The organism is Streptomyces sp. NPDC002265 (genome assembly GCF_040296125.1).
Lineage (GTDB): Bacteria > Actinomycetota > Actinomycetes > Streptomycetales > Streptomycetaceae > Streptomyces.
In genome coordinates this window covers 1-23,350 of the sequence record NZ_JBEOWS010000131.1, presented here as the reverse complement: position 1 = coordinate 23,350, position 23,350 = coordinate 1, and the positions used below count along the sequence as shown (strand labels likewise).

Below are 23,350 nucleotides of genomic sequence, written 5' to 3'. Positions count from 1 at the left end.
AGTCGAGGCAGCGGCCCGACTGCGGGTTGAGCAGCGAGCCGTCGGCCTGCTGCACCCACTTCTGGCCGCCCACCCCGTTGCAGTCCCACAGCTCGACCTCGGTACCGTTCGCGGTGCCGTTGCCGTTGATGTCCAGGCACCGGCCGAGCGTGGCCAGTGAGGTGTCCGTGCGGCGCGCCCAGTGCTGGTCCACCGCCCAGGCCTGGCAGTCCCACAGCTGGACGGCCGTACCGTTGGCGCCGGTGTCGTCGGCGGCGACGTCGACGCACTTGCCGCCGGGACCGGTGACCATGGCTCCGCCGTTCACGGCGAACTTCTGGGCCGCGGAGCCGTTGCAGTCCCAGATCTGGAGCACCGTCCCGTTCCCGGTGGCCCCGCTGGGCGAGTCGAGGCAGCGGCCCGACTGCGGGTTGAGCAGCGAGCCGTCGGCCTGCTGCACCCACTTCTGGCCGCCCACCCCGTTGCAGTCCCACAGCTCGGCCTTGGCGCCGTTCGCGGTGCCGTTGCCGACGATGTCCAGACACCGCCCGATCGTCGACAGCGAGCCGTCCGCCTGGTGGGTCCAGTGCTGGTCCTCGGCGTAGGTCTGGCAGTCCCACAGCTGGACGGCCGCGCCGTTGGCGCCGGTGTCGTCAGCGGCGACGTCGACGCACTTGCCGCCGGGACCGGTGATCGTCCCCTGCGGGCCGTTGGGCACGTCGGTCCGGCCGGAGTACCCGACGGAGACGATGTTCGCCTGGACCGCGTTCTCCGCGGCGTCGGTCGGGTAGCCGGCGACCATGACGCCCTCGAAGAACGTGCCCCGGTTGCGGTTGCTGTTGTCCCCGCCGATGCCGAGGATGATGCCGCCCTCCTGCTGCATCGGCCGGTAGCCGCCGCGGGTGGGCAGACCTCCGTCCCAGCACGTCGTCAGGGCCCCCGACTGGGAGTTGCCGCCTTTGAGGGCGTATTTCGTCTGTCCGTCGTTCTTCAGCACGGCCGTGACGAACGCGCTGTTGTTGCCGCGGTTGGCGGTGTTGGAGCCGTTGTCCCCCTGGAACATGCCGTTCTCCAGGTCGGCCTCGACCCACGGACCCGAGCCGGTGCACGGCGCGAAGTAGCACGTGGTCGCGATGCTGACGGCGTCCATGTGCCCGTTGCCGGTGTCGGCCGGGGTGCTCTCGGCGTTGCCGTAGTCGAAGCAGCAGTCGGAGCCGACGTGCGTGCCGCTGGCCACCATGTAGGCGCCCTCGGGCTGACCGTTGACCGCGACGCCCGACGCCACTCCCGTGTAGCGGTACCCGACGCCGGGCGAGATCCAGATGCCGTACGCCTTGTGACCGCCCGCGGTCACGGCGATCTCGCTCGCGTCGGCCCCTCGGTCGACGCCCCCGGCGGTGCCCGCGGGACCCGGCGTGAGGTCGTTGTGCCTGGGGCTCTGGTCGTAGACCTTCGTGATGCGGCAGGTCGTGTTCGCGCAGAACGTGTCCTGCTGCGCCGCGTTCGCGTAACCGCCCGCGGCCAGCAGACCGATGTCGCTCCTCGCGCCGTCCGAGGCGCGGGTGACCTGGTAGAGCGGTCCGTTGTACGAGGAGTACAGGGCGCGCACCGTGCTGTGCGCGGCCACGCAGGCCGTGCCGGCGCCGCCGTAGATGTCACAGGGCAGGGAGCCGGCCGCCTGCGACGCGCCGGAGAAGCCGATCAGGGCGCCGAGGGCCAGTCCGAGAGCCGACACCGCGACCGCCACCGCCCTCGCCGCTCGGCGACCGGGGGCGGCAGCCCTGCGTAACGCTGCCCCAGCCCAAGAGAATCTTGTTATAGGCATGACATATCTCCTCCGAGGACGAGCCTTGACCGGACGTACGCCTGCACGGACGGGCCGCGCGCCGACACCGACGAACCACCCGCCGGCACGGGCGGGCCGCGCGTCGACCGGCTCGGAACCTACGCAGCCTGTTTGAAGACGTCAATATTTGTGGCATCGCTTTGGTACGTACTTTGCTGGCTGTCGGTACGCGTTCGGTCCCGTGGCCGCATATCGCCGCACGGCTCCACCGGCACCCACGCGCGCACAGCGGCCGGCACTCCTGGCGCGCCGACCTGCCGTGACGGGGATACCAGGCAGGCGACAACGCCACCAGAAGGCGCTCACCACACCGGAACCGCCGCGACCGCCACCGACGGCGACGGGTCGGTCGCGACGCGGGCCCGAACGCGACCCCCCGACCCCGCGTCCGCCGTACCGCCCAGGAACCCACATCAACCAACAGAGCCGTTCAGCGCGGCGCCGGCTGCCGGCGTACCGCACACGGAACCGTGTCCACTCTATTGACGTGCACACGACCTCTGGCTACTTTGCGAAGTGCTCCGGAGCGGGTCGGGCAACGACCCTCCGGTGCGGCAACAGGTTCGAACCCCCTGCACCGACTTTCAGGCCGTAAGCCTTCCAGGCGCAGTCAGACAACGTTGTCGCGACAGGGCGACCGGGGCCCGCCTCCCGCCTGCCTCCCGTACGAGAGACGGCAGCTCGACAGACAACGTTGTCACTCTGCTCCCCCGCCGTATCTCCTCAGGAGGCAGATCGCGATGTCCCCCATTCCGGCCGGTGTCCGCCGGCCCGCCGACAGCAGAAGCCCCGCTCGCGGCCGAAGGCTCGGTGCGGCCATGGGCGCCGCCTTCGCCGCCGCCCTCCTGGGCGGGTACGTCCTGCCCGCCCCCGCCGCCTGGGCGGCGCCGCCGCAGCGGGCCGAGCTCGTGACGGCGCCGGCCGATCTGGTCAACCCGTTCATCGGCACGTCCAACGACGCCAACGACTTCCCGGGCGCGGACGTCCCGTTCGGGATGGTGCAGTGGAGTCCCGACACCTCGTCACGGCCCCCGGGCGGTGGCTACGAGTACAAGGACTCCTCGATCACCGGGTTCAGTCTCACCCACATCGCGGGACCGGGGTGCGGTGCGGCCGGCGACTTACCCGTGCTGCCCACGGTGGGTGCCGTCGTCAACAACGCCTCGGACTCCTTCTCCCACGCCAACGAGTCCGCGTCGGCCGGGTCCTACAGGGTCTCCCTCGACAACAAGGTGACCACGGAACTCACCACCACCACCCGCAGCGGCATGGCGCGCTTCACCTTCCCGGCCACCACCCAGGCCAACCTGCTCTTCAAACTGACCGGCAGCCAGAACGGCGGCACCTCGACCCAGTTCAACGTGGTCTCCAGTACCGAGGTCAGCGGCCAGGTCACGAGCGGGAGGTTCTGCGGGGCCGGGAACACCTACACGGTCTACTTCGACATGGTCTTCGACCGGCCGTTCGGCTCCAGCGGCAGCGCGCTCGCGCCGTCGGCGAGGACGGCCGCGCCCGGCGCCTCCCGGGCCGGGCAGAGCGCCCCCGAACAGCCGAACCGGCCGACCCTGCACGGCGCGCTGCCGAAATCCGCCGCCGCGGCGCCCGACGCCTCGGACCAGGCGCAGGCGGCCGCGTCCAACGGGCACGTCACGTTCGACACCAGCACGAACCAGGTCGTCCAGGCCAAGGTCGGCGTCTCCTACGTGTCCGTCGCGAACGCCGTCGCCAACCGCACCGCCGAGAACACCGGCTGGAACTTCGACAGCGTGCGCAGCGCCGCCCACTCCGCCTGGGACGCCGCGCTCGGCAAGATCCAGATCGCCGGCGGCACCGACGACCAGCAGCGGATCTTCTACACATCGCTCTACCACTCGCTGCTGCACCCGAACGTCATCAGCGACGCCAACGGCCAGTACTACGGGTTCGACGGCAAGACGCACACCGTGCACGCCGGACACCGCGCCGCCTACGCCAACTACTCCGGATGGGACATCTACCGCTCCCAGGCCCAACTGGAGGCGCTGGTCAGCCCGCAGGTCGCCTCGGACACCGCCCAGTCGATGACCGACGACTACGCCCAGACCGGGATCTTCCCCAAGTGGTCGGAGAACAACGGCGAGTCCTACGTCATGGTCGGTGACCCGGCAGCCGCGATCATCGCCGACTACCACGCCTTCGGCGCCCGGGACTTCGACACCGCCAAGGCGCTGGCCGGTCTGCTGAAGCAGGCGAGCACGGCCAACAACGACCGACCGGGCCTGAACTACCTCGACAGCCCCGGCTACGAACCCCACGACGGCAGCTACGGCTGCTGCAACTTCTACGGCCCCGTCGCCACGACCCTGGAATACGACACCGCCGACTTCGCGCTCTCCGCCTTCGCCGGCGCCCTCGGTGACACCGCGAGCCAGCAGAAGTACGCCCATCGCGCGCAGGACTGGCGCAACACACTCAACCCTGCCTCCGGCTTCGTCCAGCCCCGCAATGCCAACGGCTCCTGGACCTCGGGCTTCGACCCCACCAGCGGCACGGACATGGTCGAGGCGGACTCCTGGATCTACACCGGCATGGTGCCCTTCAACGTGGCCGGGCTCGCCACCGCCAAGGGCGGCAACACGGCGATGAGCCACTACCTCGACACCGTGCTGCGCAGCTACACCGGCGCCAACGGCTACGCCTGGGTCGGCAACGAGCCCAGCATCGAACTGCCGTGGGAGTACGACTACATCGGCGCCCCGTACAAGACCCAGGCGACCGTGCGCTCCGTCCAGCAGCAGATCTGGTCGAACAGCCCGGCCGGTCTGGCCGACGGCAACGACGACCTGGGTGCCATGAGCGCCTGGTACGTGTGGTCCGCGCTGGGCATGTTCCCCATGACCCCGGGCACCGCCGACCTCGCGCTCGGCTCGCCGGTCTTCTCCCAGGCCGTGATCACGCTGCCGTCCGGCGCGACCCTGACCATCAACGGCAACGGCGCCGCGGACAACGCACCGTACGTGCAGTCCGCGACGTTCAACGGGGCAGCCTGGAACAACGCCTACGCCCCCACGTCCGCGATCACCTCGGGCGGCACCCTCTCCTTCACGCTCGGCACCGCGCCGAACACCGCCTGGGCGGCCTCCGCGTCCGCCGCGCCCCCTTCGTACCCCGGTGACACGACCCCCCCGGCCCGGCCCCGCGTCGGTCCCGTCACCTCCGGGGTCACCGCGACCCAGTGCATCGACGACGCGAACTCCGGCACCGCCGACTCCACCGCGATCCGGCTGTGGACCTGCAACGGCACCTACGCCCAGGACTGGAACATCGCGGCCGACGGCACCCTGCGCACCCTCGGCAAGTGTCTCGACGTGACCAACAGCGGAACCACCAACGGCACCCTCGTACAGCTCTACACCTGCAACGGCACCGGCGCCCAGAAGTGGACCGTCGGATCCGACGGCTCCCTGAAGAACACGAATTCGGGTCTGTGCCTGGACGACCCGAACTCCTCCACCACGGAAGGCACCCGGCTCCAGATCTACACCTGCAACGGGACCGCGGCACAGAAATGGGGCCTGCCCGCGGCCTGACGTCCGACACCGGCACCGGCGCGGGGCGCCCCGCACCCCGCACCCCGCACCCGGGCCCGGGCCCGGGCCCCGGTTCCCACGGCTCCATCCGGGAACCGGGGCACGGGCGCGGCGGCTACGACGCGCGCGGAAGGGCTCCTTCCACACGTTGGCCGGGGTTGCTGCTTAGCGTGACCCCATGACCACAGTCCAGGCCCGGCCCGTCCCCGACAACCGACGGTGGAAGGCGCTCGCGGTCTGTCTGACGGCGGGCTTCATCTCGCTGCTCGACACCTCGATCGTGAACGTGGCACTGCCCTCGATGGAACACGGACTCGCCGCCTCGGAGGCCGCCCAGTCCTGGGTGGTCTCCGGGTACGCGCTGGCCTTCGGGCTGGTCCTGGTGCCTGCGGGCCGGCTCGGCGACATGCACGGGCGTCGCCGGGCGTTCCTGGCGGGGCTTGCCGTGTTCACGCTGGCCTCGGCGGCCTGCGGGCTCGCTCCCAGCGCCTCCTGGCTGGTGGTGTTCCGGCTGGTCCAGGGCGCGGCGGCGGGAATGGTCGCCCCGCAGACCTCGGGGCTGATCCAGCAGATGTTCCAGGGCGCCGAGCGGGCCAAGGCCTTCGGTCTGCTCGGCAGCGTCATCGGGATCTCCACGGCGGCGGGCCCGCTGGCGGGCGGCCTGCTGATCGACGCCGTCGGCACCGACGACGGCTGGCGCTGGGTGTTCTTCGTCAACCTGCCCATCGGGGTGGCCGCGTTGGGCGCGGGACTGCGGCTGCTGCCCCGGTTCCCGGCGTCGAAGGGCAAGCGGGAGGAGTTCGACCTGTTCGGTGTGCTGCTCCTCGGCTCCGCCGTGCTCGCGCTCATGCTGCCGCTGGTGCAGGAGCAGCAGTGGACCGGACGGCTGAAGTGGGCGCTGCTGCCGGTGGGCGCGCTGCTGCTGGCCTGGTTCTGGGCGTGGGAGCGACGGCAGGGACGGCGCGGGCGGGCTCCCCTGGTCGATCTGGAGCTGTTCTCCCTGCGCTCCTTCACCTTCGGGTCCCTGATCAGTCTGACCTACTTCGCGGGCTTCACCACGGTGTTCTTCGTCTACTCCCTGTTCCTCCAGAACACGGTCGGATACAGCGCGCTGGCGGCCGGAGTCTCGGTGCTGCCCTTCGCGGCGGCCTCCGCGGTCGGCGCCGCCGTCGGGGGCCGGCTGGTGACCCGCCACGGACGCAAGCTGGTCGTCATCGGCCTGACCGGGGTGGCGGTGGGACTGCTCGGGGTGATCGTGGCGGTGCAGCTGGTGCCCCTGGAGATGGTCGGGTGGGCCACGGCCGTGCCCATGGTCGTCGGCGGCATCGGCTCCGGGCTCACGGTCTCCCCCAATACGACGCTCACCCTCACCCGCGTCCCCGTGCAGCGCGCCGGGGCGGCCGGCGGGGTGCTGCAGACGGGGCAGCGCATCGGCTCGGCGGCCGGGATCGCCGTGGTGGGCGCGGTGTACTTCGCGCACGAGGCCGCCCACGGGCACTCCGTCACGGCCATCCAGCTCGGGCTGCTCACCGCCGTCGGATTCAGCCTGATCGCGCTGCTGCTGGCGGTCGCGGACCTGCGCGAGCGCCGGCTGCACCCCGACGTGGAGCGGGCCGCGGGAGCGGTCCGGCGCGGTACCGAGGGAGACGGCGTCGAGGAGCCGGTCCGGCCCGGCGCCTGAGAATCCCGGCCCGGCGGCCCGGCGACTCGGCGACTCGCCGGCTCGGCAGCCCGACGGCTCAGCAGATCGGCGGCTCCACGCCTCCGCGCGCGAGGGCGTTTCGCACGCTTCCCGTCCGCGTCCGCCGTCTACGCTCGGCCCGTGGGGCAACCGGAGCGGCGCGCCGAGGGCGCGGGACCTTTCACCACCAGGCTCACCTGGCAGGTTCCCGGCGGCCCGACCACGGTGTGGGAGTCACGGATCGCGCGGCGGCGCGGCACGCTCGCCGTACGGCCGCCCGGCGCGAAGGCCGGACGGGCGACCCGTGCGGACGACGTCGGCATCGGCAGGCTGCGCCGGCTCAACATCGTCTCTGCGGTCGCCTTCGTCGTCGGCGGGGCGCTGTTCGCCCTCGGCGCCGCCGTCGCCCAGTTCGGCTCCGGCGACGCCACCCTGTGCGCGTCGATCTACTTCGTGGGCGGCCTGTTCTTCAACACCGGCGGATACGTCTCGCTGCTTCAGGTGATCAACGCACCCCGTCACACCGGCGGCGAGGGGCGGCTGATCACGCCACGCTGGCGGTGGTGGAGCTACGAGCCGATGCGGGTGGACTGGCTCTGCGCCTTCGTCCTGTTCACGGGCACCCTCGTCTTCGCCGTCTCCCTGCTGGACTCCTTCCTGCGGGGTCTGACCGTCCGACAGGTCAACCGGCTGGTCTGGGCGCCCGACGTGGTCGGCTGCGTGCTGTTCCTGGTCTCCGGGCATCTGGGCTTCGTCGAGATCTGCCACGGCCGGTTCTGCCTCCGCCGGCGCAGCCTCGGCTGGTGGATCGTCGCGGTGAACCAGCTCGGCTCCGTCCTGTTCATGATCTCCGCGATCGCCGCCTTCACCCGGCCCGCCGGCGGCGCACCGGTGAACGCCGGGATCGCCAACTGGGGAACCCTCACCGGCGCACTGAGCTTCTCCCTCGCAGGCGTCCTCCAGCTCTGCGAGCACCCTTAGAGCCCGGGGGATATCCCCATTCCGCCCCGGGGGTGCGCCGGATCGCGCCCGGCGAAGGGCGAAATTAGCGTGCGGCCATGCCTTCAACCCTGCGAAAGCACCTCGCCATGACGGCGCTCGGTGTCGCCACGCTGCTCGCCGCCCAGACGACCACCGCCGTCGCCCGACCCGCCGGTCCGACCCCGCTGGAACAGTTACGCCACGACACCCGGGCGATCCACGCCCTCGGGATCAGCGGTGTGCAGGCCCGCGTGATCGCGCCCGACGGCCGGCAGTCGACCGCCACCAGCGGCACCGCCGACCTGGGCACCGGCCGGCCGGTCCCCGCCGACGGCTACTTCCGGATGGCCAGCACGGCCAAGACGCTGGTCGCCACCGTGGTGCTCCAACTGGAGGCCGAGGGCAGGCTCTCCCTGAACGACTCGGCCGACCACTGGCTGCCCGGGCTGATCCGGGGCAACGGCAACGACGGCAGGCGGATCACCGTCCGCCAGCTCCTCCAGCACACCAGCGGCATCCACGACGACGTACCCGGGTACACCACGCCGGAGGAGTACTACCGGCAGCGCCACGACGTCTACAGTCCCGGGCAACTGGTGGCCCGCGCCATGGCCCACGCGCCGGACTTCCCGCCCGGCAAGGGCTGGGGGTACTCCAACACCGGCTACGTCGTACTGGGCATGATCATCGAGAAGGTCACCGGCCGGCCCGCCCACGAGGAGATCGAGGACCGCGTCCTGCGCCCGCTCGGCCTCGACCGGACCCGATGGCTGGGCACCTCCCCCACGCTGCCCCGGCCGCACGCGCAGGCCTATCAGTTCTTCGGTCCCGGTTCCCGGGTGGACGTCACCGACCAGACACCGGTGGACCACACGATCCTGTCGTTCGTCACGACCACGCGGGACGAGAACGAGTTCCTGCGCGCTCTGCTCGCGGGCCGTCTGCTGCCGGCCCGGCAGTTGGCGCAGATGAAGCGGACCGTCCCCGTGAGCGCGGAGGTCCAGCGACTGTGGCCCGGCGGCCGGTACGGACTCGGTCTCGTCGAACGCCCCCTGGGCTGCGGTGGGTCCTACTGGAGCCACGAGGGTGGAGACGGCGGGTACATCACCCTCAACGGCGTCACCGAGGACGGCAGCCGAAGCGTCGTGGTCTCCATGTCCGAGGCCCGCGGCGACACCCTGGAGCACATCCGGGAGCAGGAGAACGCGGGCAGCGCCCTGGTCGACCACGCACTGTGCGCCGGGGGCCGCGGCAGCCGGTGACGGACGGCGTCCCGGTCCGGCGAGGTCGGCCGTCCGCTCGCCGTGGCTCTGTTGCGTGACGCCGTGATGGGGGTACCCGGTGGGCGTACAGATCGCGTCCGGAGGCATCGCCGCCGGCTTGCCGCATTCACCGGGTCCGCCCGCAGAATCGCCCACCGGAGACCGCTCCGCGCGCAGTGAGGAGGCGACCGACATCACCGAGCCCCTCGAACCCGCATCAGCTCCCTAGGGAGAGATCATGATCATCCTGGGCGTCATTCTGCTCGTCATCGGCTTCCTCACCGGATTCGCCATCCTGTGGACCATCGGGATCATCCTGCTGGTCGTCGGCGTGATCCTGTGGATCCTCGGGGCAGTGGGACACAGCGTCGCCGGCCGTCGCCACTACTGGTGACCCACCGCGCGTCTGCGCGGCCGGCCGTGGTTGCGGGGAACCACGGCCGGCCGCGCAGACGTGCGGCAAGGCTCACGAGAACCAACTCACGAACACTCACGCGGACACAGAGCACGGGCTACGCGCAACAAGGGCTACGCATGCGGACGCAGAGCAAGGGCCCCGCGCCGTGTGTCGGCCCGGAGCCCCGCCCTGGGGCTGTCTGCCCAACCCCGCGGAACGAGTCACCTGCATCGGAAGGCTCCCGGGCGTCTCACGTACCGAGGAGCAGCCGGTTGAAGAAGGAGCGGTAACGACGCAGCGCGCCGCGCAGTTCCTCGGTGCTCACCCGTTCGCCCTGGCTCCACTGGCCTTCCAGGTCCCTCTTGTGCCGGGCGAAGGTGGCGGCCAGAGTCTGCATGACGTCCGCCACGAGTGCATCGGCGTCGTGCACGGCGTCGCGGGGGTCGTCCACGAACCTGCTCTGGACCCGCTGCCAGCGATCGCGGTAGCCGCGCTCCTCGTCCTCCGTCAGCAACTGCGGCACCTCGTCCTCCGGAGCCCTCGTGGTGCTCTCACCCGCAGCAACCCCGGTGTCCGGGACACCCTCGGCGGCACGCTCCGTACCCGCCGTACCCGGACCCGTACGTGTATCCGCGCCCGTGCCTGCGGCATCCGAAGAGCCGGGAGCGGCCTCGGTACCCGGCCGCCCCGCATCGTCCGACCCGGTGCTCTCACCCGGGTAGATCGGGGCCTTCGGGGCGGTCTCCCCTGTTCCCTGCGGCGCTGTGGTGTCGGCGCGGGACGGTCTTGCCAGGTCGTCGGTGGTCAGCCCGCCGGTCGTGCGATTCATCTCCTCGTTGCCTTGCATGGCTTCCTCCATGCGCATCGTGCGGTGGTGGTCGTGAGGTCAGGACGGAACGGACTGCGTCCGGCCGCCGTCGGAGAGCAACTCCTCGAACAGAGCGCGGTAGTGGACCATGGCGCCCCTCAGTTGCTCGGTCGTCGCCTGGCTCCCGTTGCTGAGGTTCTCCACGTCGTGCGCGGCGCGATAGTGGTCCAGCGTGCGGCCGTGCTCCACCGAAAGGTCCTTCATCTGCTGCTCGAACCCCTCGGTCGGATACCCGCGCTCGCGCATCAGGGAGGTCACCAGCCGGTCCGCGTCGTGCACCGCGTCCACCGGCCGGTCCACGAACTCCCCCTGGACCGTGCTCCACTCGCGCGTGTAGCGATCCCGTGATCCGGGAGCGAGCGGCGTGATCTCCAGCGAGTCGTGCCGCTTCTCGCGGTCCTGGAGCTCGTGCTCGGCCGCGCGCCGGCTGTCGGATTCTTCGACCGTCCTGTCGTATTCGGGGCCGAACCGCTCACGGAGGTGACGACGGCGCTGCATGAAAGAGACCGTCATGGCGGCCAGGACGACCACCACCACGACCGCGACGATGATCGCCAGAAGTGTTCCTGTCGGCATAGCCGCACACTCCTCAGGAAGTAGGGATGTCCACCCCTCGGGTTCCCGCATGCGCTGTTCATACACAATCGTCATCATTGACGGCGATATGGGAGGTTGAAGGCGCCGTCGGGACCCGGACGCATCCCCGCCGTGGCCGGTACGGCTCTACTCGGCCGGTACCGGGACCCACCAGACCAGAGCGGTGCCGCCGCCGTCGGGGGTGCCCAACTCCATTTTTCCGCCCAGCTGTTCGGCACGTTCGGCCATGTTGCGCAGACCGCTGCGACGGCCGCCGGGCGCGATGCCGCCGCCGTTGTCCGTGACCGTGAGGCACAGCCGGCCGGAGTCCGCCGCCAGGACGATGTCGGCGCGCCGGGCGCGGGCGTGCCGGGCGATGTTGGTGAGCGCCTCGGACAGTACGGCCACCACGTGGTCGGCGATCTCGCGCGGCACGCCGGTGTCCACCAGCCCCTCCATCCGCATACTGGGCGCGAAGCCCAGCACCGGCGTCGCCTCGCTCACGATCCGCACCGCGCGCGCTCGCAGACCGGCCCCCTCGACGCCCTCACGCGCGCGCAGCCCGAAGATCGTCGACCTGATGATCTTGATGGTCTCGTCCAGGTCGTCCACCGCCCGCGCGACGCGCTCCGAGGCCTCCGGGTGCTCGATGAACCGCCCCGCGCTCTGCAAGGTCATCCCGGTGGCGAACAGCCGCTGGATCGCCAGGTCGTGCAGGTCGCGGGCGATGCGGTCGCGGTCCTTGAGCACCGCGACCTCCTCGGCGTCCTGCCGCCGCTGCGCCAGCTCCATCGCGACGGCGGCCTGCGCGGCGAAGGCCAGCAGGGTCTCGGTCTCCGTCGCCGAGAACGGCTGCCGCCCGCTCTCGCGCGCCAGCAGGAGCACGCCCCGGACACCGCCCTCGACGGTGCCTATGGGCACGGCCACGGCGGTGCCCAGTCCCTCGAAGCGCTGCGGCCCCGGCGGGACCCGCTCGTCGTGGGCGACGTCCGCGCTGACGACCGGTGCCGCGGTGGAGAACGCCAGCCCCATCAAGGTCGTGCCGACGGGCAGGACAAGCCCCTGGTGCGCCTCCGCGTCCAGTCCGACGGCTATCTCCACGGCCAGCGACCCGGTGTCCTCCATCGGCAGCGCGACCGCGGCCAGCGCCGATCCGGTGATCTCCCCGGCCCGCTCGGCGATCAGGGCGAGCACGTCGGTACGTCCGCCGCCGGACATGAGGCTGTGGGTGATCTCCGCGTTCGCCCGCAGCCAGCGTTCCCGCAGCCGGGTCTCCTCGTACAGGCGGGCGTTGTCGATCGCGACGCCGGCGGCCACGGCCAGGGTCGCCAGGACCGACTCGTCCTCCTCGTCGAACTGCGCCCCGCCGCGCTTCTCGGTGAGGTACAGGTTCCCGAAGACCTGGTCGCGCACCCGGATGGGCACGCCGAGGAAGGTGTTCATCGGCGGGTGGTGGGGCGGGAGGCCGTACGAGGCCGGGTGCGCGGAGATCTTCGCGAGGCGCAGCGGCTCGGGGTGGTGGATCAGCTCTCCGAGGATGCCGTGGCCCTGCGGGAAGGGGCCGATCCGGCTGATCTCCTTCTGGGTGACCCCGACGGTGTGGAAGGCCGACAGCCGCGTGCCGTCCGGTCCGATCACGCCCAGCGCCGCGTACTCGGCGTCGACCAGGACGGCCGCCGCCTCCACGATGCTGTGCAACGCCTGCTCCAGGTCCAGTTCCCGGCCGACCGAGAGAACCGCCTCCAGCAGGCTGTGCACCCGGTCCCGGGTGCCGCGGGCCGCGTCCAGCCGGGCCTGCAACTCCTCCAGCAGCTCGTCCAGCCTGAGCTGCGGCAACCGCACACGAGCCTCCTGGGGCTCCTCGGGGCTTCCCACCTGCGTCTCCTCCGACTCCTCGGGCGGGCTGACACCGGCCGCTCCAGTCAGGGGTCACGGTACCGGTCTGGGGAACCGCACGGTACGGGCACGGGTCCTGCGGCCGCCCCGGCTCACCCGCGCGGGAAGCCGGCGCGCAGGGGTGCCGCGGCGGGGGTGAGCCGTACGGACCCGCGTCGGGGACCATCGGCCCTAGGAACGCGTCGCGATCCCGGGGACAGTGGGATCAGGAGCGGCGCCGATCCCCCGCGGTGCCGCTCCGCTCCGGCCCTGCCGACCGCGCCCGGGCACCATCCCGCACACACACCAACGGAAGCCCGCCATGGTTCACGACAGCCACCGGCACGTCATCGCGGCACCTCGCCGCCGTGTCGAACTCGACAGCGCCGAGGCGCTGCGCCTGCTGGGCAGTGTGTCCCTGGGAAGGATCGTCTTCACCCGGCACGCCCTGCCGACCATCCGCCCGGTCAACCACGTGCTGGACGACGGCGCCGTCGTCATCCGCACCCACGAGGCCGCCGCCCTGACCTCGTACGCCCGCCAGAACCACGGTCCCGGTGTGGTCGTCGCCTACGAGGCCGACGCCATCGACCCCGACACGCACCTGGGCTGGAGCGTGGTGGTGACGGGGTACGCCCGTCTGGTCACCGATCCCGGTGAACTGGCCCGCTATCACACGCTGTTGCACCCCTGGGTGGAGCAGACCATGGACCAGGCGATCCGTATCCACCCCGACCTGGTCACCGGTGTCCTGCTCACCGCGGACGGCGGCCCGGACGAGTTCTGAGACACCCGACGGCCTCGACGGCACCCGACGGCCTCGGCGCCCGGGGATCCGGGGCCGAGGCCGTGTGTTTCGCCGCCCGGCGTCCTCGTCGCGGTCACCTGCGCTCGGGCACGACGGCGACCGGGCAGGCGGCGTGGTGCAGCACACCGTGGGCCACCCGGCCCAGCCGGAGCCCGTGGTGCCCGTGCCGGGGCGCGGCCCCGACGACCAGGAGGCAGGCGTCGCGCGAGGCGTCCACCAGGACGGTCCCGGCGTGGCCCTCGACCGTACGGCCGTGGAGTTCCACATCGGCCGGCAGGTCCCGCAGCGCCGCTTCGAGCGCCTCCACGGCCTGCTGCCGGTGCAGGTGGGCGGGCTCTCCGCCGAACAGCGGATGACCGGTGCTCCCGTGCGCGGGACCGCGCCAGGCACGTACGGCTTCGACCGGCACCCCTCGCCGCCGGGCCTCCTCGACGGCGAAGCGCACCGCCGCCGAACCCGCGGGCTGCTCGCCGACACCCACGACGACGCGGCCGGGGGTGCCGGACGGGGCCGGGGCGTCGTGGATGTCGCGCACGACGATCAGCGGACAGTGCGTGTGCCCGGCCACGGTCAGGCTCACCGAGCCGAGCAGGGCCGCGGCGCGGGAGCCGCGGCCGCGGCTTCCCAGCACCAGCAGGGAGGCGGTCCGGCTCTCGCGCAGCAGCGCGTACTCGGGCTCCTCGGGCAGTACCTCGGTGGTGACCTTCACGTCGGGTCGGCGGTCGTGGGCGCGCCGGGCGGCACGGGTCACGATGTCCTCGGCCAGCACCTCCTCGGACGGCCGGTCCGGGTCGCCGACGGGACGGGAGCCCTCGTACCGCTCCCAGAGCGAGGCGTACACCAGGCGCAGCGGCAGGCCGCGCAGTCCGGCCTCCTCGGCCGCGCGGTCGACGGCCCACAGACTGGGTGCGGAGCCGTCGACGCCGGCCACGACCGGCCGGCCCGTCGTTCCCACCGTCCGGTTCCGGTCATGCATGGTCTCTGCTCCCTCGGGGGCGGTTCAGTCGTGCGGTACGACGGCGACGGGGGCGGTGGAGTGGTGCAGGACGGCATGGGCGACCGAGCCGATGCGGGCGCCGAGCGGGCTGCGGCGGACACGTCGGCCGACGACCAGCAGGCACGCTTCGCCGGAGGCGTCGACGAGGTGGGTGCCGGGGTTGCCGTACCGGGACTCCTCGATTACGCGGACCTCGGGGAACTTCGTGCGCCACGGGTTCAGGATCTCGGTCAGCCGGGCGCTCGCGCCACGCGCCAGGTCCGTCTGGAGTGCGGGGTCCACCGCGAGGCCGTAGGCGTAGTACGGCGGCGGGTTCCAGCCGTGCACGACCCGCAGGGACGTACCCCGGCGGGCGGCCGCCGCGAAGGCGAACTCGATGAGCCGGTCGTCCGGGCCGTCGGTGTCGAGGCCGAGGACGACGGGCCGCGCGCCCTTCGCGGTGGACGGCGCACCGGCCGGGTCCGTCCCGTGCGGGTCGGCGGCCGGTGCCCCGGCGCGGACGTCGGCGGCCTGTGCCCCGGCGCGGACCAGGACGACCGGCCGCCCGGCGTGTGCCACGACGGACAGGCCGACGGAGCCGATCACGAAGCCGCCGATGCCGCTCAGTCCGCGGGAGCCGAGGGCCAGCAGTTCGGCGTCCTCCGCCGCGCTCACCAGGACGTCGGCGGGCCGCCCCGACAGCTGCTCGGTGCTCACGTCGAGCCCGGGGTGGCTCTCCCGGACACCTTCGGCCACCTCGCGCAGGATCCGCTCGGTCCAGTGCTGGTGGACCTCGGTGCCCAGCATCGGCGCCTGCACCATGGGATCCGGTACCGGCTCCCAGACCTGGACGAGCTTCAGCGGCAGACCGAGCCGCCGTGCCTCGCCGGCCGCCCACTCGGCGGCCGCGCGGCTCTCGGGGGAACCGTCGAGACCGACGGTGACGGGACGGGTCATGATCTCCACCTCCTGGACCGGGGCTCCGGTCCGCTGTTCGTCATCCGATTGCGGGGTACGTCTTCGCATTGCGCGCTGCTTCGCCTTGCGGGCTTCGTGGTCCGACCGGCGGGGCCCGTCCTCGGGACGGCGGCCCCGCCGTGTCTCGTGCGGGTCACCGCAGCCAGCGGCTGCGGCGGACGAGCGGGAGCCGGGCCCAGATCCTGCCGAGTCCGAGGGCGTCGCCCGCGGATGCGGCGGCCAGGGCGATCAGGGCGACGGCGTAGACGAGGTGGTAGTCGGCGAAGGGGTTCGCCGACATGCTCGCCGAGCCGTCCGCGAGGTGCTTGGCGGGCGGCCACTCGGCCATCCACATCAGGGCCATCATCAGCGTGCCCGCAGCGGCCGCGAGGCGCAGCGCCACACCGGCGAGGAGCGCGACGCCGATGCCGAGCAGCCCGAGCATGAACAGCCAGTCCGCCCAGGCGGCCCCGGCCCAGGAGTGGAAGGTGGACCGCATCGGCCCGGCGGCCACCGAGCCGAGGAAGCCCTTGGTCGGCGAGCCGCCGTCGAGCCAGCTCCTGCCGGAGGGGGTGGCGTAGCCGAGGCCGAAGGTCTTGTCGAGGAAGGCCCACAGGAAGACGAACCCGGTGAGCAGACGCAGCGAGGCGAAGGCGTAGGCCTGCGCGCCGGGCGTGCCGACGTGGGCCGGTGCGGCGGTCCCGGAGGAGGCGGTCCCGGAGGAGGCGGTCCGCATCCTGCGGAAGGGGAGGTAGAAGCCCGGGCTCCGCTGAGGGTGCTCGTGCACGGCCATGGTGGTGGTCCCTTCGGGGAGGGGCGGCGGGGTCCTTTCGCTGTCTGACACCCCCACTCTCGGCTCACGGAGCGGTGACCGCCGGATGCCGAAGGTCCGTCAGGATGGGGCTGAACGGCCCTGTTTCCAAGGGCCGTTGGGGTGCATGCCCGGCCGCCGGCGCCCTGCTGCCCGGCATGGCCCCGGCCGGGTGTCCGCGCTGAGCCGGGTGGCCCGGCCGACGGGCCGATCGGCCCATGGCCCGCCCGGGAGCACCGGACCGACACTGGCCGTGGCAGATCCCACCACCCACCGGGGAGGCACGCCGTGATCACCGTCCCTGCGCCCACCATGCTGCGCGCCCTGCCGGCCGAGCACCGGCAGCGGCTCATGCGGGTCGCCCGCGAGGTGTCGTTCCCGCAGGGGGCGCGGCTGTTCGAGGAGGGCGGCCGGGCCGACCGGTTCTGGATCGTCCGCAGCGGCGCGGTCGAGCTCGACATGCGGGTGCCCGGCCGTCGCGCGGCCGTCGTCGAGACCCTTCGGCACAACGAACTCGTCGGCTGGTCCTGGCTGTTCGGCCCGCATGTCTGGCATCTGGGCGCCGTGGCGACGACTCCGGTCCGGGCGTACGAGTTCGACGCCACGGCCGTACGTCTGATGTGTCAGGACGATCCGACCCTGGGCAACACCGTCACGCCCTGGGTCGGGGACGTGCTCGCCCACCGACTGCGCTCGGCCCGGGCCTGCCTGCTCGACCTGTACGCCCCCTCCGGCGCGGGCAGCGACGACTGACCGCCGTGCGCCGGCCCCCGTCCGGCCGTGCGGATCAGCCGGCGGGACGGGTCCCGAGGCCGTGACCTGGGGCCGATGGGGTAACGTCCCGTGGCCGAGTGGGGCCGGTCGGCCCTGGTGCACCCGGAGCCGCCGGGGGATGATCGGCGTCATGGGCATCCGGTGGTCCGTCCGCAGCCGGAAACAGGGAAGAGGGGGTCGCCATGACCGAGACACGCACCTTCACGGAGCAGGATCCGATCCGCGTCTTCCTGCTCGACGACCACGAGGTCGTCCGGCGTGGCATCAGCGACCTCCTCGGCGCCGAACCGGACATCTCGGTGGTCGGTGACGCGGACACCGTCGAACAGGCACTGGTCCGCGGCCCGGCAGTGCGCCCGCACGTCGCCGTGCTCGACATACGTCTGCCTGACGGCGACGGCATCACGGTCTGCCGGGAGCTGCGCAGCCGGATGCCGGAGCTGGCCTGTCTGATGCTGACGTCGTTCGACGACGAGGACGCGCTGCTCGACGCCATCATGGCCGGGGCCTCGGGTTACGTCCTGAAGCAGATCAGGGGCTCCGACCTGGTCTCCGCCGTCCGCACGGTCGCCTCCGGCCAGTCGATGCTGGACCCGGCGACCACGGCCCGCCTGATGCGCTCCCTGCGCGCCGACCCCGCCGAGACCCCCTCCGTAGCCCCCGAACTGGCCGGTCTGTCCCCCCGCGAGCGGGACATCCTGGCCCTGATAGGGGACGGTCTGACCAACCGCGAGATCGGCACGCGGCTCTATCTGTCGGAGAAGACGGTCAAGAACCACATCTCCAGGCTGCTGGCCAAGCTCGGTGTCCAGCGCCGGGTGCAGGCCGCGGTCCTCGCCTCCCAGCTGGACCTCCCGGACGGCGGCGACCGCCCCGCCCGGTGACGGCCCCAAGCCGACGCACCGGCGGGCGGTTCAGCCTGTCGTGGCGCCGCGGCGCCGTGCCGCGGACCGCGCCACCGGAAGCCCCACGGCCGCCAGGAGCAGCAGTACGCCGCAGTCGACGGCAGCCGTCCACGCGGTGTCCGGGCTGGTCGCGGAGTCGGCCGCGGCGTCGGCGGCAGGAGCCCCCGCAAGGCTCAGCACCGGCGCGGGGTGTTCCGGTTCGGGCTGTCCCGCCACCGTCCTCTGGTCCCAGGTGACGACCTCGCCGTCGTCGTACTGCTGCCGCGCCACGAACGTCAGTTCCGACACCCCGGTGGGTACGCGGTCGACGTGGACGACGAAGTCGACTCCGTCCTCGCCGCTGATCGCCCCGCCGGACCAGCCGACGGTCCGGCCCGCGTCGCCGGCGGCGGCCGGCTCGGCGGTCCAGCCCGTCACCTGCTCCGCGCGCACCCCGCGCACCCCCTTCGGCGCCTCGATCCGTACGCCGACGGTCCGCGCGGACGCCTTCTCGTTGGGCACGTGGAACGTCATGCGCACGTCGGTCGCGCCCGGGGCCACCGCCTGGTCGGCGTGCACGTGCACATGGGCCCAGGCGGGGGTCGCCGTCGCCAGCAGCAGTCCCGTGGCGAGCAGGGCCGCGGCGGTGCGGGCCGGGCGAAGCAGCTTCATGGGTCGTTTCCTCTCGGGGGTCCCGGCCGGAGTGGGTACGGGACGGGCGTGGGGCGAGCCGGAACGGCTTCGGGGCCGCGGGGACGGGCGTGGTCGCGGAGGTTCGGCTTCGGGGCCGCGGGGACGGGTGCGGGCGGGTGGCGGGGCGGGGTCACACGGGCGGGGCGGCCGTGACCAGCGCGGCGGTGACGCCCAGCACGGCGGCCGCGACGAGCAGTTCGGCCAGCAGACCGCGCCTGAGGGCGCGTACGACGGCGGCGTCCGGCGGCGCGGGCGGGGCCGGTGCGGTGAGGGTGAGCGTGGTGCCCGCCGCCTGGGCCGTCGGCGCCGGAAGGGGCGCCGGGTGGCCGGTGTGGCGGTGGACCCAGCGGCGGGCCACGCCGCCGAGCACGACGAGCGCCGCGACCCCGGCCGACTTCACAAGGAGCAGCCGGCCGTACCCGGTGTCGAGGAGATGCCCGGCGGATCCCACCTCCCGCCAGGCCTGGCACGTCCCGGTGACGACGAGGGCGACGACCGCCGTGAACGCCAGCCGCGAGAACCGGGGCAGTACGGCGGCCAGGTCGCCGAGGTGGGCGGGGCGCGCCAGGACGGCCGCGACCAGTGCGAGTCCGCCCAGCCAGAGCGTCATGGCGGCCAGGTGGACGAGATCGGCGGCCATCGCGAGCGGTGCGTAGCGGCCGTCGACGGCGTGCCCGGTCAGCGGCCAGGTGGCCCAGAGCGCGACGACCACGGCCGTCGTCGCCAGGACCAGCGGCCTCGCAGGCCTGTCGCGCCCGGCCGACGCGGTGACCACCGCGATCGCGGCGCCCAGCGCCAGCAGGGCGTAGAAGCGCACCGCGTAGGCCAGGTCGGCCGTCGCCGCGTGCTGGTGGGCGTGCGCACCGGACCAGGCCTCGGCCAGCGGACGGCCGTCGGCCCAGACGGTGTGCACGGTCAGGACCGCCAGCGTGCCGGCCGCCAGCAGGCCGAGTCCGCCCCACACCAGGGCGCGGGTCCTGCGCCGTCGCAGCCCGGCGGGCCACAGCCACAGCGCGACCAGCAGCACGCCGGGGCCCAGGGCGAGTCCGGCGTAGCCGATGCCCCGGGCCGCCCCGAGGAGCCGTCCGGCCCAGGCGGCGTTCGCACCGGCCAGCGGGGGCACCACGCCCACGACGTGTGTGGTCGTACCGATGGAGAATTGGTAGGTGCCCGCCACGGGGTGTCCGTCGGCCGACGTCACCTGCCAGGCCACGGTGTAGGTGCCCGCGCGCAGACTGCCGGGCAGGGCCGTGCGCAGGGTCCGGTGCCGCCGGTCGTCGGGGTGGCCGCCGAGGTCCATCCGGCGCATGTGGTCGTCGAACACGCGCACCGCGTCGACGCCCGCGGTCACCGGCTGGCGGAACGTCAGCGCGACCTGGGCGGGCAGGTGCGGCAGGACCTGTCCGGCCGCGGGCTCGCTCGACAACAGGCCGGTGTGCGCGGCGGCGGGGCCCGCGGACACGGTCTGCAGGCACAGGGCGCAGAGTACGAGGCAGAGCATGGTGACGATGCGGCGCATCCGCTGTTTCCCCCGGGTGCACTGGTCGGACGGTGTCTCCAGGGTGGCGCCGCGCCGCGGCCACCGGCAGCCTCGCCCTTGGGGGGTGGGAACCCCTCAAAACGAGGGGGTCAGGGCCGTACCGGCAGCACGGCACGCACCTCGGTGCCGCCGCCGGCGCGCTCGGCGACGGTGACCTCGCCGCCCAGTTCGCTCGCCGTGTCCCGGATGAGCTGGAGCCCGAGATGCCCGGTCGTGCCGAGGGCGGTGCCCGGTCCCCTGCCGTCGTCCGCCACCACGACCAGCAGCCGGTCCGGGCCTCCGGTGACGTCGATCCACGCGTGCTCCGCCTCGGCGTGCTTGACGATGTTCGTCACGCACTCCCGTGTGCAGCGGTAGGCGGCGGCCGTCAGGTCCGGCCCCAGCGCGGCCCGCACGTCGACGCTCGTGGTGACGGCGAGGCCCTCCCGGCGCAGGCGCTCGGCGAGCAGTTCGACCGCCTGCGGCAGACCGTCCTCGGTCAGGTCCGGCGGGTAGATGTCCACCATCAGCGTGCGCAGCGAGCCGACGGCTCCGCGCAGCACCTCGGAGACCCGGTCGAGCATGCCGCCGGCCGGTTCCGGGGTGCCGGGCGGCAGGTCGGCCCGGACGGCCGCCAGCGCGTACCCGGCACCGGCGAGGTCCTGGACGACACCGTCGTGCAGGTCGCGGGCGATCGCGCGCCGTTCGCGCTCGGACGCGGTGAGGGCGTTGCGCAGCAGCCGGCTGCGCTCCGCGTCGGCCTGGCTGACCCGGCGCAGGAGTTGCACCGAGACCGGGAGCTGGGTGACCAGCAGAAGCAGCAGGGCCAGCACCGAGAACGGTACGAGGGTCCGCATCAGCTCGCTGCGCGCGGTGGCCACCCTGTCGTCGGTGGAGTACACCTCCAGGGCCAGCCGTTCGCCGGACGCCAGGTCCAGGGGGACGTAGACCTCCACCAGTCGGCTGTCGCCGTGGGGTTCGGTGATGTTCTCCTCGTCGGACAGGTCGGAGAGGTCCGCCCAGCTGGCCTGCTGGTCGATGGTCTTGCGCACGTCGTCGTTGAGGGGGAAGGACATCCCGATGGCCCGGTGCTCGTTGCTGTAGAGCACCTCGCCCTGCCGGTTCCACACCTTCACGCGCACCACGCCGCCCTCGCCCTCCCGGGCCCGGACCGCCTCGTCCAGCCGCGCCTGTGCGACGATGTCCCCGCGCATCACCCCGGGCATGGCCGGCTTGAAGATCACGTTGCCCATCAGCTGCGCGGACCGCGCGGCCTCCGCGAGTGCGGTCCGTTTGGCGATCGACTCGGCGGCGAGCACGGTGCCGGCGCCGACGACCGTGAAGGCGCCCAGCCCGATCACGATCATCGCGATCACCGCGTGCCGGACCGTTCTGCTGCCGCCCTGTTCCGGCGCCGGGACCGTGCCCTCGCGGTCAGCCATCGCTGTGCGCCTCGACGAGACCGAGCTGTTGTGCCTTCACCACGGCCTGCAGCTGTGAGCGCACCCCGAGCTTGAGGTGGATCGACTTCACATAGCCGCGGCAGGTGTTGATGCTGATGCCCAGCAGTCTGGCGATCTCCGCCGGGGCCAGCCCCTTGCCCATCAGCGTGAGCACCTCGGACTCACGGGCGGTCAGGTCGACCGGCGCGGGGTCGTCCGTGACCCGCGGCCGGGGCGGCGGTTCACCGAACATGGACGCCGACACCAGCATCGATCCCTGCCGCACGGAGCGCAGGACGCTCAGCATCTCCTCCAGCGAACCGGTCTTCGGCACGAACGCGCTCGCGCCCGCCTGCGCGGCGCGTACCACCCAGTCGGGATCGCGGTGCGCGGAGACGACCACGACGGTCGCGTCCGGCGTCGCCTCCCGGATCCGCCGGGTGACCTCGAGTCCGCTCTCCGCGCCGAGCGAGATGTCCATCACGACCATGTCCGGCCGCTCCCTGGCGGCCAGTTCGACGGCCGTCGCGCCGGTGCCCGCCCAACCGGCGCAGTCGAAGTCCGGCTGGGATCCCAGCGCGAACGCCAGCAGTTCCGCGAAGGTCCGATGGTCGTCGACGATCAGTACCCGGGTCGTCGGCGAACCTTCTTGTTCCGGCATGTTCCCCCTACCTCGGCGATCCGCCACTGTGGCCGGATCGCATACGCCATGGAACCACGGCACGGCCGGGGGAAACCACTGCTTGTGAAGGAATTGTGTCCTTGATCAGTGCCCGCGCCGTCGCCGAAACCTCCCGCTTCGGAGCGTTCTCTCCGCCTTCGCGAGTCGCCATGGCCGAAAAGCATCTGTCATACAGTCAGGGCACGATCGAGGGAAAGTGCTGGTTGTGAAGGAAATGTGCCCGCATGCGCGGTCGACCCCTCTGGTTTGGGGATGGCTGATACGCGTGGAAACGGGCACCGTTGGACCATGCCGATTCGCCTGCTCGTCGTCGACGACCACCCGCTCGTGCGGGACACCCTGTCCGCCGCGCTCGACCGCAGCGCGCTCGTGGACGTGGTGGGAGTGGCGTGCGACGGCGCGGAGGCCGTCGAAGCGGCGCTGCGGCTGCTGCCGGACGTGGTCCTCATGGATCTGGTCATGCCCGTGCTGAACGGCGCCGAGGCGACCGGACGGCTGCTGACACTCCGTCCGGGGACCCGGGTCGTGGTGCTGACCTCCGCGGTCGGCGGCCGGCTGGAACGGGCGGCCCTCGACGCCGGGGCCGCCACGGTCCTGCACAAGGACGCCGGGATCGACACGGTCCTCGACGCCATCACGGCCGCCTGCCCCGAGGGCGTGAAGCCCTGACGGGTGCGTGGGCCCGGTCGGACCGGGCCCACGCACCCGTCCGGGGCGGCCGGGCCGCGGCTACCAGCGCAGGATCACCCGTCCGGTCACCTTCGTGACGG

General features: G+C 72.6%; 20 protein-coding genes. 9 read left to right on the top strand and 11 right to left on the bottom strand.

The features are described from left to right. The coding region (locus tag ABT085_RS22895; RefSeq protein ID WP_502982780.1) for an arabinofuranosidase catalytic domain-containing protein at positions 1-1,804 on the bottom strand (1,804 nt) is incomplete at its 3' end. A 761-nt stretch (positions 1,805-2,565) separates the two neighbouring features. Between ABT085_RS22895 and ABT085_RS22890 the strand changes: the two genes are divergently transcribed. The 5 genes from ABT085_RS22890 to ABT085_RS22870 all read left to right on the top strand — a co-directional run bounded on the left by ABT085_RS22890 (position 2,566) and on the right by ABT085_RS22870 (position 9,712). Next, entirely contained in the window at positions 2,566-5,394 is a 2,829-nt protein-coding gene (locus ABT085_RS22890; protein ID WP_351610834.1) for a lectin, read from the top strand. Between the two features lie 178 nt (positions 5,395-5,572). Continuing rightward, the gene (locus ABT085_RS22885; protein ID WP_351610827.1) at positions 5,573-7,075 is read left to right on the top strand and encodes an MFS transporter; all 1,503 of its coding nucleotides are present in this window, start codon (positions 5,573-5,575) and stop codon (positions 7,073-7,075) included. A gap of 141 nt (positions 7,076-7,216) precedes the next feature. Next, positions 7,217-8,056 (top strand): hypothetical protein, encoded by an 840-nt coding sequence (locus ABT085_RS22880; protein ID WP_351610824.1) that lies wholly within the window; start codon positions 7,217-7,219, stop codon positions 8,054-8,056. Between the two features lie 77 nt (positions 8,057-8,133). Beyond that, positions 8,134-9,318, top strand: a complete 1,185-nt coding sequence (locus ABT085_RS22875; RefSeq protein ID WP_351610821.1) for a serine hydrolase domain-containing protein — start codon at positions 8,134-8,136, stop codon at positions 9,316-9,318. Positions 9,319-9,556: 238 nt separating this feature from the next. Beyond that, positions 9,557-9,712, top strand: coding sequence for a DUF6131 family protein (locus ABT085_RS22870; RefSeq protein WP_351610818.1), 156 nt, complete (start codon positions 9,557-9,559; stop codon positions 9,710-9,712). A 253-nt stretch (positions 9,713-9,965) separates the two neighbouring features. Here the strand turns inward: ABT085_RS22870 and ABT085_RS22865 are convergent, their stop codons facing one another. The 3 genes from ABT085_RS22865 to ABT085_RS22855 form a co-directional block, all read right to left on the bottom strand. After that, positions 9,966-10,562 carry a hypothetical protein gene (locus tag ABT085_RS22865; RefSeq protein ID WP_351610815.1) on the bottom strand — a complete coding sequence of 199 codons (597 nt, stop codon included), beginning with the start codon at positions 10,560-10,562 and terminating at the stop codon, positions 9,966-9,968. Between the two features lie 39 nt (positions 10,563-10,601). Next, entirely contained in the window at positions 10,602-11,159 is a 558-nt protein-coding gene (locus ABT085_RS22860) for a hypothetical protein (RefSeq protein ID WP_351610808.1), read from the bottom strand. A gap of 147 nt (positions 11,160-11,306) precedes the next feature. After that, positions 11,307-13,034 (bottom strand): GAF domain-containing sensor histidine kinase, encoded by a 1,728-nt coding sequence (locus tag ABT085_RS22855; RefSeq protein WP_351610803.1) that lies wholly within the window; start codon positions 13,032-13,034, stop codon positions 11,307-11,309. A 322-nt stretch (positions 13,035-13,356) separates the two neighbouring features. On the opposite strand from ABT085_RS22855, the gene ABT085_RS22850 reads away from it, so the two are divergent. Continuing rightward, positions 13,357-13,821, top strand: coding sequence for a pyridoxamine 5'-phosphate oxidase family protein (locus tag ABT085_RS22850; RefSeq protein WP_351610801.1), 465 nt, complete (start codon positions 13,357-13,359; stop codon positions 13,819-13,821). 94 nt (positions 13,822-13,915) lie between these two features. Here ABT085_RS22850 and ABT085_RS22845 read toward each other — a convergent pair whose 3' ends face one another. From ABT085_RS22845 to ABT085_RS22835, 3 genes are all read right to left on the bottom strand, one after another. Continuing rightward, on the bottom strand, positions 13,916-14,818 hold the full coding sequence (locus ABT085_RS22845) for a universal stress protein (protein WP_351610799.1): 903 nt from the start codon (positions 14,816-14,818) through the stop codon (positions 13,916-13,918). Positions 14,819-14,842: 24 nt separating this feature from the next. After that, positions 14,843-15,775: a universal stress protein gene (locus ABT085_RS22840; RefSeq protein WP_351610797.1), complete on the bottom strand. Its 933-nt coding sequence runs from the start codon at positions 15,773-15,775 to the stop codon at positions 14,843-14,845. Positions 15,776-15,929: 154 nt separating this feature from the next. Further along, entirely contained in the window at positions 15,930-16,568 is a 639-nt protein-coding gene (locus tag ABT085_RS22835) for a hypothetical protein (protein ID WP_351610794.1), read from the bottom strand. A gap of 306 nt (positions 16,569-16,874) precedes the next feature. On the opposite strand from ABT085_RS22835, the gene ABT085_RS22830 reads away from it, so the two are divergent. Both ABT085_RS22830 and ABT085_RS22825 read left to right on the top strand, forming a co-directional pair. Then, on the top strand, positions 16,875-17,339 hold the full coding sequence (locus ABT085_RS22830; RefSeq protein WP_351610791.1) for a cyclic nucleotide-binding domain-containing protein: 465 nt from the start codon (positions 16,875-16,877) through the stop codon (positions 17,337-17,339). 203 nt (positions 17,340-17,542) lie between these two features. Next, the gene (locus ABT085_RS22825) at positions 17,543-18,244 is read left to right on the top strand and encodes a response regulator (RefSeq protein WP_351610788.1); all 702 of its coding nucleotides are present in this window, start codon (positions 17,543-17,545) and stop codon (positions 18,242-18,244) included. Positions 18,245-18,274: 30 nt separating this feature from the next. On the opposite strand, the gene ABT085_RS22820 is transcribed toward ABT085_RS22825, so the two are convergent. From ABT085_RS22820 to ABT085_RS22805, 4 genes are all read right to left on the bottom strand, one after another. Beyond that, the gene (locus ABT085_RS22820) at positions 18,275-18,916 is read right to left on the bottom strand and encodes a DUF1775 domain-containing protein (RefSeq protein ID WP_351610786.1); all 642 of its coding nucleotides are present in this window, start codon (positions 18,914-18,916) and stop codon (positions 18,275-18,277) included. Positions 18,917-19,067: 151 nt separating this feature from the next. Then, a complete protein-coding gene (locus ABT085_RS22815; protein WP_351610783.1) occupies positions 19,068-20,456 on the bottom strand; it encodes a copper resistance CopC/CopD family protein in 1,389 nt (462 codons plus the stop codon). 110 nt (positions 20,457-20,566) lie between these two features. After that, positions 20,567-21,898 carry a sensor histidine kinase gene (locus ABT085_RS22810; RefSeq protein WP_351610780.1) on the bottom strand — a complete coding sequence of 444 codons (1,332 nt, stop codon included), beginning with the start codon at positions 21,896-21,898 and terminating at the stop codon, positions 20,567-20,569. After that, positions 21,891-22,559 carry a response regulator transcription factor gene (locus tag ABT085_RS22805; RefSeq protein ID WP_351610777.1) on the bottom strand — a complete coding sequence of 223 codons (669 nt, stop codon included), beginning with the start codon at positions 22,557-22,559 and terminating at the stop codon, positions 21,891-21,893. The genes ABT085_RS22810 and ABT085_RS22805 overlap by 8 nt, the downstream gene beginning before the upstream one ends. A 309-nt stretch (positions 22,560-22,868) precedes the next feature. Between ABT085_RS22805 and ABT085_RS22800 the strand changes: the two genes are divergently transcribed. Beyond that, positions 22,869-23,249, top strand: a complete 381-nt coding sequence (locus ABT085_RS22800; RefSeq protein ID WP_351610775.1) for a response regulator — start codon at positions 22,869-22,871, stop codon at positions 23,247-23,249. The last annotated feature ends 101 nt before the right edge of the window (positions 23,250-23,350 follow it).